Origin of the sequence: Cyclobacterium qasimii M12-11B (assembly GCF_000427295.1) — a bacterium.
Classification (GTDB): domain Bacteria; phylum Bacteroidota; class Bacteroidia; order Cytophagales; family Cyclobacteriaceae; genus Cyclobacterium; species Cyclobacterium qasimii.
Genome location: NZ_ATNM01000021.1, coordinates 1 through 12,072, shown reverse-complemented (window position 1 = coordinate 12,072; position 12,072 = coordinate 1). Strand labels below are relative to the sequence as shown.

Genomic DNA, 12,072 nt, shown 5'->3' with positions numbered 1-12,072 from the left:
CAAAAATACAAAGAGACGACACATACTCATAATTAATATAGGAAAAAACAGATATGGCAAATTCAATATTCTCAATATATAGTACAGCAGAAAATAGAGTTACATCAACTATTTTAGCTGTTTTTGAAAAGCTAAATTCATCAACAGTTACACGGATTTTGCAAATCTTAATGGAGGATTCAACCGTTGAATTAATTGAATATGAAAATCAAGTGAAATCATATGATTCAATTCCCGACGGTAGAATTAAAGGATTGTTTGATTACATTATTGAAACCAAAGTTGTGCCTAATGGAATCAGTAAGAAGCAAATTAAAAATCATTGCAAGTTTCTAAAATATGACTTCTCCCGATTATTAGTTCTAACACCAGACTTTGATTATCCAACATCACTTAAAGAACTAGATTCAGAATATACCGATAAAATAATTTGGGGAAACTTTGACAAAATTATTGAAGGAATTGATTCAGTTATTCAAGAATCAATTTTGTTGTTGGATAGAGAGAATTTTTTATTGTCTGAGTTAAAAGAATTTATCATAAATCAAAGACTAACTGCTGAAGACTATTCTCGCAAAGCATTAATAATTCCTGCAGGTTCTGCATGGAGTTTCTATGAAAAACATTCAGTTTATAAGTGTCAGGCTAATAGGACGTTTAAACAATCAAGTTATATGGGATTCTATGCTGACAAACAAATTAAAGAATATTTTCCTAGAATACTTGGGTACATTGATAGCCTCAATATTCAAAAAGACGACCTAAATACAGTTAAGATTACTACTGTAAATAATTCAAACGAGCAAGAAATCAGAAGTAAATTGATTGAAATAAAAAAAGGACTAAAACCTGATGAATGGAATGAGAATTTTAAATTTATGGTATTGACAGAGAAGAATGATAATGAAACATTCAAAAATGATAATCCGATTGATAATGATAAGACTTCGTATTCCGACAAAGGGACAGCTTTTGTTCAGAAGCAAACATATTTGAATCTTGATGATTTAAGAGGAAAGAAATATACAAGTGAATTACAAAGTACTTTTGCTAACAATGTATAAAAATAATAGCCGAAATAGTAGTAAATTCAAGGGTTGTAGCCCGCTCCAACTTTTGTGTAATTTGACAGGAACGAAGCCCGCAATCGGCTACTATTCTTATGTGTGCCGAGAGTAACGAACGGCTGAAAATCGTTACGCAACTGTTTATAAGATGGTGGAACCGACCCACCGGTGTTGTCCTACAGGGGAGAGCATCAAACCACCATAAGGTGCTTTGGTAAAGAGTCAAGGTATTGAGCGTTATGGAAAAGGCCACGTCAAGAGCGTGGTCAGGTAAGGATAAAGGAGATGAATGCAAATGAACCTCTGATGAAGTGTCGAGAAAGTGCTACATTCTGTCAAAAGTGTTTGAAGTATGACAAACATTACGAGTTCAGTGGTTACCTGTTTATTGACTGGACGGCAGGCGTCATTTAGGAGGCATGACCTTTATTCGGGCTTATTTACGGAACTCGGGAACCTGGATCAAAATGCAAAGCGAAACGCACAATAAGACCAACTTAGAGGCAGAATAGCGATGTTTGGTTCAGGGACGGACCAATCCGTAGTAGTGTTGAAATTTCTGTAATAGAAATGGAGCGAAGGGATTGGCTTATACAGTTTTCATCAGTTTTACAACTCGCAAGAGGATGATTGAATTAGAGAAGACAAAATCAGTACCTATAACCAAAGAAATGGTATGGGAAGCTTACCTACAGGTAAAGCGGAAAGGGAAAAGTGCAGGTGTGGATGACCTTAGTATGTCAGAATATGACCTTCAAAGACATCGGCATTTGTACAAAGTCTGGAATCGCTTGGCTTCGGGTAGTTATTTTCCACCAGCAGTCCTACAAGTTGAGATTCCCAAGAAGAATGGATCTATGCGTCAATTGGGGATTCCAACGATCAGCGATAGGGTAGCTCAAACGGTCATTAAGAATCAGGTAGAGGTAAGATTGGAAAAGATCTTTCATCCGGATTCCTACGGTTATCGTCCAAAACGGAGTGCCCATCAGGCGCTAGAACAGGTTCGAAGTAACTGCTGGAAGTATGATTGGGTGATAGACTTAGATATCAAGAATTTCTTTGATGAAATAGACCATGATAAGTTGCTCAAAGCGCTTAACAAACATGTGAAAGAAAAGTGGATATTCGAGTACATCAAAAGATGGCTCAATGCCCCATTGCAAACCAAAGAAGGTGAAGTTATAGCAAGAACAAAAGGCACACCGCAAGGAGGAGTGATCAGTCCACTATTGGCCAATTTGTATTTGCACTATACCTTGGATGTTTGGCTTAAAACAATTGATTCTTCTATTAAATTTGTACGCTATGCGGATGATATTATCATTCATTGCCTGACAAAAACTCAGGCAGAAAAGAGCCTACAGAAAATAAAGGAAAGAGTAGAAGATTGTGGCTTGAGATTGCATCCTGATAAGACGAAAATTGTGTATTGCAAGGATTTCAAAAGGCGACAAAAGTATAGGGAAGTACAATTTGACTTTCTCGGTTATACATTCCAGCCGCGTACTTCAAAATCCAAGAAAACAAAGAAACTGTTTCTAGGATTTGATTGTGCTATGAGCATCCAGTCAAGGTCACGAATATTCGACCAACTCAGGAAAATGGAAATCCCAAGAATTCAATGTGACAGTATTGTAGGTATTGCCCATCATTTAAACCCAAAACTTAGGGGATGGATCCGTTACTTTGGTAAATACAGTGGCTACAGTCTATCGAAAGTGTTTTATATATTGCGTATAAAACTAATAAGATGGGCAAGGTATCGCTACAAAAGGTATAGAAACAACCTTACAAAAGCTTATAAATGGTTGGACAGGGTTCGGATTCAATATCCAAGTCTGTTTTATCATTGGCATGTGGGGTATTCTAATTAGGGATTAAAGATTGTATAAGAAGAGCCGTATGATGGGAGACTATCACGTACGGTTCTGTGAGAGGCTCGGGGCGAAATTCCCCTTGCCTACTCGACGTGTGCTGTGAGTGAAACATCAGTTTCACGTAACTATTTATAAGATGGTGGAACCGACCCACCAGAATCCGCTTATAGGAGTTGGTTCTAAACCACTTTTCTAATGCATTCAAAGTGATTTGTTTGTGTGAAGCGAGAGAAGAAAAGGCAGACTGGATCTGTCAGGTGTTGATAAAAGAGATGAGCGAAAGCGAACCTACCGACGAAGCGTCGAGAAGGCAAAACATGTTGTCAAAACCGAGAAACGTCGAGTTCTCAGGGACAAGGATAGCGGAAACCTATTTACTGGCTATTCGGCAACCGTCGTATAGGGGGCATGACTTTTATCTAGGCTTATAGATGGAACGCAGGAAGCCTTACATTAATGTAAAAGGGAAATATCAAGCAGAGCAACTGCAAGATGATTACCAATGTAGAGTAAGGTGGCGGACTAACCCGTAGTAGTGATGAATCTCCTGTAATGGGAGTGGAGCAAAGGGGTTAGCTAATTTAAAAATACGATTTGCCAACTTGAAAGAGGATGAGCTTATATTTGTAGATTAAATTAGAAGAGCCGTATGATGGGAGACTATCACGTACGGTTCTGTGAGAGGGGAAGGGTGAAACTCCCTTTTCCTACTCGACACTAACCGTTAGCACCAATACTTTGACGACAAAACGACATATCATATTTCTTTTACTTGTGACAATTTTATTGGCAACATCTTGCGGTGACCAAATATTAAAGACGATTAACAAAAACATAGGGAATAGTCGCTTTGACTTTTCTTCAATTGAAAATAAGTTTGAGTATTCCGACCAAGCAGAATTTTCTATTGACACCATTCAGTGGGACAAGCGTAAAGATTTCTATACCAAACTTGACAGCCTTGAGTTTTTTCAAATTTATCAAGACACAGCCAAGAAAGAATATCTTGGACAATATTCAGAAAGCATTGACAACGACTTTTTTTACTCAAAGCAGAAAAGTAAAAGAGGACTTTGGGAGTTTACTATTTTGACACAAAGAGAAGGTGAATATTGTGATAGAATTTTATACAACATATACGCCCTAGACGGAAAGTTAATCAGTTCATTTAGAGTTGCTGGTTCCTGTGGAGACGGTGGATATTATGAAACTTCAAGTGGAAAATTCTTAAATGACAGCACATATGAACTGTTTTCAGAAGACAACTACAAAACTGAAGACGTTGAAAAGCCTAACATTATTACTTATTCAAAAACTTTGACCATTATTAAACCAAACGGGACAATTGCCCAAACTGACATGACACTAAAAACAGAAACGAAATAAGTACTGCTGCTAACATCACCTTGGATCCAGCGGGCGGTTCAGAGTGAATATTAAATTTAGTATCTTTAAGAAGTTAGGAGTAGCATGGAAGCGAACGTCTCAGAAAGCCCGCCGTCTCCAAGCTGAATCACGTTGTGCTTCATTAAACCGAAACTGAAATTTGAAATGGTTAACTAACATATTCAGGAGTAAAAAGCAATCTGAAAGGAAGATTGACTATTTTCAAATTACAAGTGATTGGAATGCTGACCCTGTATCTCCAGAGGTTCAATTAGAAATTAATGGAGATCACTTGATTATGGAAATACTTGTCAATCATTTAGTGTTTGACGATTTTGAAGAAGGAGATAAAGCCAAAATTATATTTCAATACTGTTCCATTTATTCGCTAAACCACTGTAACGATGAAGGATATTATTATGGTCAATATCGAACAAACCCAAACGAATTACCTTGGGGCGAATTCTACGAAATAAAAAGAGGACTGGACAGAAAATTCCCTGACCCGATAACAATAGTTAATAAAGAAACAGAGGGAAAAAGACACTATGTCTTCTTCTTCAAAGATGAGACTTTTGAATGTTTGGCAGACGATTTTGCACTTGAACTTCTCGATAAGCAAGGCAATCGAAAAAGGTTGAATTATAGCTACAAATTAAGACCTGCTTACAACTCGAGCGAACAACTCATTGAATTCGTTAAAATTGGGGATGCGGACAGATTTATTGAAAAATTACTTGAATTGTTATCTAAGAACGGATTTTCATTTGATGATATGACAGATGTTTGGATGAATGACGAAGTTTGGATTCATCTGAAGTCTATTAATGGAAAGACGACTATTACCAAAGACATTTGGGACATGATTTTCATTCTTGGAGAACAGAATCAAATTGACATTCAAAAGATAAATCAAATATTGATTGACTCAGGAGAATTTAAAAAAATTGAGGTCAATCCAGAAGATTATAAAATAAAAGAAAACGAAAGCACAACAATGGCTAAAAAATCATAGCTGCCCTTCGGGACAGCAACGCTTTTTTGCCGGAACGTTGTGCGTCAGCAAAAAATAAAAAACAGATAGTAAATGATAGAAAAGGTCAAGAGTCTTATCAAGAGCAAAATAGATGAATTCAGCCTACTTGATACTGGGTGGGATAATAGACCTTATGATTTCTACTTGATTTTTGGACAAAATGATGAAGATAAATCGCCTTGGATAAAATCGAATTGGGAAAATAATTTTGAATCTTATTTTGATAAATTAATCAAACAAACGGAAACCGCTGATAAAACAGGAATCAGAGTGGTAAAGTATAAACCCGAAAAACAAATAGCTAAAAAAGACAAAAAGGAATTTATACACCATTCAGAAGTCAAAACGGGGAGATTAAATTGGGATTCGAAATCACATGAAAAATGGACAATAGAATCGAACTTGAAAAACTATTTCTTAAATACGGAAATTTGGACACCGAGGTGGACAATTTGTGAAAAGAGAAATTCACCTCCTGATATTTTCATTAGCATTTCAAATGAACGAGATTTTGAAGATGCAAGGGAAATTAAGTTCGGATACTTTATAGTAGTTGCAATAGCAAAGAATTTAAAAATAGCTTCAAAGAGTGTAATGAAAGAAATGGCTGAAGGAATTAACTCAAAAGCTACAATAGCAAAATCAAGAAAATGGGGAAGAACTGAAAAGGCAGGAAATTGGACTTTCGTTAATGGAATTCAACATACTTTTAGCAATGGAATTTATAAAGGAGGAAACCTTCATACATACAATTTCGAAATGTTAATATTTGAACCAACTTGGAAAATAATTTATAAAGAAAAATAAAGCCGAACGCACAACCAAATGTAAATGTAATGCGGGTTGCAGTGGGTAATCCAACCGCAGTTCTTCGTTGCAACACCGCCAATTCGTCTTTGACGATTGACGGAAAAAATGAAATATTGAATAAACGAATTGGCTCTGTGCGTTATTGAAAGTTCATCACTTTAAATCCCGCACTCCACTTACATAAACCGTTATAGCCAATGCTGAAAAACAGACTAACGGGAAAATTTGTATCTTTATAAAGATGGAAGAGCTGAAAAGACATATTGACCAGATAAAGGCACTCTGTGATACCAACAAAGTGATAAGTCTTTTTGCGTTCGGTTCGGTAACAACTGATGGTTTCAGTCCTGAAAGTGATATTGATTTGATAGTCGATATTGAAGAAAATGACCCTTTAACCTATTCCGATAATTATTTTAATCTAAAGTTTGCGCTAGAGCAATTGCTAAAAAGAGAGATTGACCTCTTGGAACAAAAAGCTATAAAAAATCCTTACCTAAAGCAGCAGATTGAAAAACAAAAGTCCAAGTGTATGGAAAATCAAATCAGGACTTGGCTGTCTGATATAAAACAGGCAATTGATGAAATCAATCTTTTCATGCCTGAAAAAAGAGATTTTTTTGAATTCCGGAATGATTTAAAAACCAGAAGAGCCATTGAACGGAATGTGGAAATAATCGGAGAGGCCGTAAGCAGAATTCTGAAGTTGGATCCCAATATTCAGATCAAAAACTCTAGGAAGATTGTTGACACTAGGAACAGGATTATTCACGGATACGACAGCGTATCCGAAGAAATTATCTGGTCAATAGTGATCCGTGACTTACCGAAACTGGAAATTGAAGTCAACGATTTACTTGAAGATACCGAATAAAAAGCACTGGCTATAACATCACCTCGAATCCAGCGGGCGGCATGGAGTAACTATGAAAATCAGTATCTTTAAGAAGTTAGGAGAAGACTGAAAGCGAACGTCTCAAAAAGCCCGCCGTCTCCAAGCTGAATCACGTTGGCATTCATTGTAAGAAAACATAGGATTAAAAAATTATTTAAAATAAAAAAATGAAAGTTACGAGAATATTTTTAGGATTATTTTTATCAATTGGATTTATGTCGTGCAGTAACGACGATGATGAAATGTCGATAATACAACCGTCAACCAACTTGATAGTAATGGAAGCAGAAGGTGGTGAAACAGAAATAACTTTTACCAATGGCGATTGGAATATCTCGGAAGTTTTAAACAAAAATGGAAATGTGAATATTCACGGTGATATTTATTCGCAAAATGGAGAAATAATACAAGAAAATAAAACATTAGCATTGGAAGATCAAGGAAAAATAGTAGCTGATTGGAATGACAAAGGTTTTGTTATTACACGAAAAACTCCATCTTCACTCAAAATTGAAGTAATGGAAAATAGTACAGGAGAAGAATTTAATTTCGCTTTAGTATTAAATTCTGGTCAAGTAATAAAAAATATAAATGTAACTCAAAAAATATCACAAGGGTACAAATTTGATGGGATCGAAATCATTCTAAAAGAAGGAGATGGTGATTCTCTGTTTGTAAAAAAAAGGCACAAATTTTAAATTTAATATTCCAGAGTCTCAATTATTTACATTTTCACCTTATGAAGGAATAAATATTCATAACCAATCTCAATTCGAAAGTATGGAAAAAGATGCTTTCATCTGGCTAAAAAATGATTCAATTTCGGTAGAAGTACCAACTAGCATCTATAATGAAAAAATTTATTTTAATGGAGAAAAAAGATTATATAATAATGTTCCCTCAATAACCCCTCAGGGTTTTGAGGGAACAGAAACAATTACTATCCCCGCTGGGCAATCTGCATTTTCAACCGAAATCGAATATCGTAAACGTAAAGTTTCTTATGAGCTTCGTTTAATTAATAACAGAATAGCAAAAGAAAAAATCATTGAAGGTAAATGGGTTGAATTTGCTCCAACAGGAGAATACTCCATAAAATGGCAAGATTAAAAAACAACGAAATGCCAACATGCTGTATACCTCAGCCAAGACTCCACAGCATAATAGGCCATTCCTTTGGCCCTATTACACGCCTTAACCCTGACAAGTTTGTAACGGTCAGAAAGCCTTGGCCACTGCATACAGCTGCCCGTTAGCATTCATTAAAAACAATGCAGTTTCAAGTAGTAAGAATAAAAAGTAATAACCTTACAAATTCTCGCACAGCTGTGCGAGAATTTGTAAATTGGTCTTCTATCACAAGTGTGCGAGAAATGCGAAATATTAGATGAACGACTTAAAACTATACGACAACTTTTTCAATGAGATATTACAGACCATAAGTTCTGCCAGATATGAAGCCTATAAATCGCTGAACAAGCACCATACAGGATTGAATTTTGACATCGGAAAACTTATAGTCAAAAATCAAGAAGTCAATAATTGGGGCAAATCAATTGTCGAGACGCTATCAACAGACATTAACAAACAAATTGACGGGATAAAAGGTTATTCTGCCCAGAATTTATGACGAATGAGACAGTTTTACCTTGAATATAAGGACGAACAAGAGCTTTTAGAATTGGCTGCCAAAATTCCGTGGGGGCAGAACTTGCTTATAATGCACCAAGTAAAAGGCCGTGAAGAACGAAAGTATTACTTGAATGCAACTGATAAAATGGCTTGGAGTAGGTCAGTTCTGTTAAACCAAATCAAGGCAAATGCCTATCAAAACCATTTGATAAACCCAAAACAGAGCAACTTTGAAAATGTGCTTCCTGTTCACTTATCAGAACAAGCAAGTGAAGCATTAAAAAGCGAATACAACCTTGATTTTCTTGGAATAAACAAACCCGTTTTGGAACGAGAATTAGAAAATCGCCTTATTGAAAACATAAGAGATTTGCTATTGGAACTTGGTTACGGTTTCAGCTATATTGGAAATCAATATCGTCTAAGATTAAACCAAAAGAATATTTCATTGACTTGCTTTTCTACCACCGATTTTTAAAATGTTTGGTAGCCATAGAACTTAAAACGGTAGAATTTGAACTTGAATTTGCAGGAAAAATGAATTTCTATCTCGACCTGTTGGACGAACAAAAAAACAACCTGACGACAACCCTTCCATTGGAATAATTCTCTGCCCCACCAAAGACAATATAGAAGTTGAATACTCTTAAAGAACGAACATAAAACCAATTGGAGTTGCAGAATATAAACTAACTCACGAACTCCCTAAACAGTTAAAAGGAAAAGTACCAACAGAAAAAGAATTAAAACGAATGCTAAAAAAGGCTATACGTAATGCGGGAGATAGTGCCGAAGATAAAAATGAGAGTAATAAATAAGCTTATCTGCAAGCCCAAAGTGAAGCGCCTTGAAATCCCGCACTACGCTTATACCTGACCGTTATTGGCAAGGAAAACAGTACTAACATTATGCAAAGTAAATAATTAAAATCATCAAGAATATGAAAAGCAAATTTATATTATCTAGTATTATGTTGATAATCTCTTTACAATGCTTCGCTCAGTGGGAATTGAAAGACACAACTGAATTTTCAGCAAGACAAGGTCTACCTAATTTCTTTGATAAGATAAATACAAAACAAGACGTTAAAATTGGATTTATAGGAGGAAGTATCACTGCGGCAAATGGTTGGCGACCTAAAATAGTATCTTGGATAGAAGAGCAATACTCTATAAAAGACTTATTCAGCTACAGTGCCGCCATTGGAGGGACTGATTCTAAATATGGAGTGTTTAGAATTGATGAACATTTACTGAGTAAGTCCGATTTTGACTTGATTTTCATCGAATTTGCAGTTAATGATGGCGGTGCAAGTTCCTCTGATGTAGAAAAAAGTATGGAAGGAATAGTGCGTAAAATATGGTCAAAAAATCCATATACAGATATTTGCTTCGTTTATACAGTTAATGCAGCTTCATTATCTGACGGTGAAAACGGTAAAATGAATATGTCTGCGACTAAACACGATTCAATAGCGTCATATTATGACATTCCGTCAGTTTTATTGACTCCTCAAACTTTTAATATGATTGAATCAGATTCTGTTGTTTGGTATGACAGCGATTATGACAAAACCACTTTCTTAAACAGTACTGGACAGTACGTTTTTACAGCAGACAAAGTTCATCCAACAGATTTCGGACACGAAGTTTATAAGGATATTTTAGCAAAATGTTTATTGAAGATAGATACGTTGAGAGGTGTAAAAGAACATATAATAAAGCCTGTATTGATTGCTGACAATTATGAAAACACAACGATGATTAAAGGTATAGTAATACAATCAAAAAATTACGATTATGTTGATTCAACTGGACATTTAAGCTATCTCGACAAATTTAAACCATTAGAAAATTCTTATTTTGTTTCTCAAGACACGAACTCTACTTACCAATTTTCCTTTATAGGGAATGAAATGGGTTTAGATATATTAGTTGGTCCAACAGGAGGAAGGTATATTATTGAGGTCGATGGAGTAAAAAATGAGTTTGCTAACTGGGATGGTTATTGTTCTTATTATAGAAAGCAGTCAAGATTTGTGAAATTGAGTGAAACGAAGAAGCATATTGTGAAAATTTATCCATCCAGTCAACCTTTAACTTTAGAAGAAAAAGAAATTCATTGAATAATGATAGTAGAAAAGCGGACTTTGACGCTAATCCTGAGAAATATGATAAAAACGAATTGATTTTTTCACATATATTTCTGAATGGAACATTGTCTGATTATTAACGATATAATTATTAAAAAGATTATAATAAAATAATCCCAGCCCATAACATTTTGTATAAGTAATGGCAGGTAATGTTAAATATCAAGGCTTGTAGCCCGCTCAAACTGCATAGCGGTTTGACAGGAAACTACCACGCAATCTGCCACTACTCGACATTTTACCGTTGTAAACAATATTAAACGATTTCCTCCATTCAATAACTTAACGCAACAAATCTAAATTTATTGATTTGTAAAATAAAAGTAAAAAGACATAGAAATTTGCATAAAGGACACTAAAAGGTAACACAAAAGACACATGCTTTGTCCTTCTTTTGTTTAAGTTGCAAACCGAATAAAATAAAGAAATAAGTACATCTCTTTATGTATTTGGTCAAACAACTTCACTAAAACTGATATAAATGCAAAAGATTCTTCTATTTCTAGCAGTAATAATAACTGCGATTTCATGTAAAGAAAACAAATCTACCTCTCAATTAGTAACTATAAATGAGAATACGGTAACCACTGTATCAAAATTTCCAGAGAGTGTACCTACTTGTGAACCCAATAAAAAACTGTTTGATGCAGTTCCGCATCTTGATACATACGCAGTATATAATTTCAAGGATGTCGGTTGTACTAAACGCGGACTTGTAGCTCAATACGACCACCCTACAGAAGAATTCTACGAATTTACTTTCACCATCAATGAAGAGGTAAATGAAAACAAAACCATGTTCAATTACTTAAGAGTAGGTTACAATGGTGCCGTAAAATTAAACATTGAAGACACTTACGTTAGCGATCTACATATATTTGACAATGCGTTTATGACCACCACAAGTGAAGCTGAATACGATGAGGTAAAGTACAATGCTACCTATAAAGATAAATACATTATCATAATTACCTTACGTGGTAAAAACCTATCTAGCAAAGCGGCCATTGATAGTTATGTGAAAAATTATCTTGAAGCGATTAATAAAGACTTTCTTGATTAATCCTAAAGGAATAATCTAATGAACTTTATGAGAAAAATATTCATGGAAAATGTTCAGTCTTGCATTTGACCTTCATTTTGAGTTCCTAAAGACAATTACGAATCAGAAAGCATATCTGATGGCATAATAAATACAAATAATCGAATAATAA

11 protein-coding genes and 1 pseudogene are annotated in these 12,072 nt (G+C 35.1%); all 12 read left to right on the top strand.

The window, feature by feature from the left end; translation table 11 throughout:
• Positions 1-53: 53 nt before the first annotated feature.
• Positions 54-1,064 (top strand): hypothetical protein, encoded by a 1,011-nt coding sequence (locus tag ADICYQ_RS02235; protein ID WP_020894081.1) that lies wholly within the window; start codon positions 54-56, stop codon positions 1,062-1,064.
• Positions 1,065-1,693: 629 nt separating this feature from the next.
• Positions 1,694-2,944, top strand: a complete 1,251-nt coding sequence (gene ltrA / locus ADICYQ_RS02230) for a group II intron reverse transcriptase/maturase (RefSeq protein WP_020894080.1) — start codon at positions 1,694-1,696, stop codon at positions 2,942-2,944.
• Between the two features lie 218 nt (positions 2,945-3,162).
• The gene (locus tag ADICYQ_RS27000; protein ID WP_146948602.1) at positions 3,163-3,378 is read left to right on the top strand and encodes a hypothetical protein; all 216 of its coding nucleotides are present in this window, start codon (positions 3,163-3,165) and stop codon (positions 3,376-3,378) included.
• Between the two features lie 343 nt (positions 3,379-3,721).
• A complete protein-coding gene (locus ADICYQ_RS02225) occupies positions 3,722-4,333 on the top strand; it encodes a hypothetical protein (RefSeq protein ID WP_040414091.1) in 612 nt (203 codons plus the stop codon).
• A 160-nt stretch (positions 4,334-4,493) separates the two neighbouring features.
• Positions 4,494-5,348 carry a hypothetical protein gene (locus ADICYQ_RS25680; protein WP_020894078.1) on the top strand — a complete coding sequence of 285 codons (855 nt, stop codon included), beginning with the start codon at positions 4,494-4,496 and terminating at the stop codon, positions 5,346-5,348.
• A 72-nt stretch (positions 5,349-5,420) separates the two neighbouring features.
• Entirely contained in the window at positions 5,421-6,176 is a 756-nt protein-coding gene (locus tag ADICYQ_RS02215) for a hypothetical protein (protein ID WP_020894077.1), read from the top strand.
• Positions 6,177-6,420: 244 nt separating this feature from the next.
• On the top strand, positions 6,421-7,053 hold the full coding sequence (locus ADICYQ_RS27540; RefSeq protein WP_020894076.1) for a HepT-like ribonuclease domain-containing protein: 633 nt from the start codon (positions 6,421-6,423) through the stop codon (positions 7,051-7,053).
• A 188-nt stretch (positions 7,054-7,241) separates the two neighbouring features.
• Positions 7,242-7,772: a hypothetical protein gene (locus ADICYQ_RS02200; RefSeq protein ID WP_152520447.1), complete on the top strand. Its 531-nt coding sequence runs from the start codon at positions 7,242-7,244 to the stop codon at positions 7,770-7,772.
• Between the two features lie 82 nt (positions 7,773-7,854).
• Positions 7,855-8,184 (top strand): hypothetical protein, encoded by a 330-nt coding sequence (locus ADICYQ_RS02195; RefSeq protein WP_020894074.1) that lies wholly within the window; start codon positions 7,855-7,857, stop codon positions 8,182-8,184.
• Between the two features lie 277 nt (positions 8,185-8,461).
• Positions 8,462-9,312, top strand: a pseudogene (locus tag ADICYQ_RS30015) (PDDEXK nuclease domain-containing protein).
• A 334-nt stretch (positions 9,313-9,646) separates the two neighbouring features.
• The gene (locus ADICYQ_RS02185; RefSeq protein WP_020894070.1) at positions 9,647-10,831 is read left to right on the top strand and encodes an SGNH/GDSL hydrolase family protein; all 1,185 of its coding nucleotides are present in this window, start codon (positions 9,647-9,649) and stop codon (positions 10,829-10,831) included.
• A gap of 508 nt (positions 10,832-11,339) precedes the next feature.
• Positions 11,340-11,921 carry a hypothetical protein gene (locus ADICYQ_RS02180; RefSeq protein WP_020894069.1) on the top strand — a complete coding sequence of 194 codons (582 nt, stop codon included), beginning with the start codon at positions 11,340-11,342 and terminating at the stop codon, positions 11,919-11,921.
• Positions 11,922-12,072 lie beyond the last annotated feature (151 nt).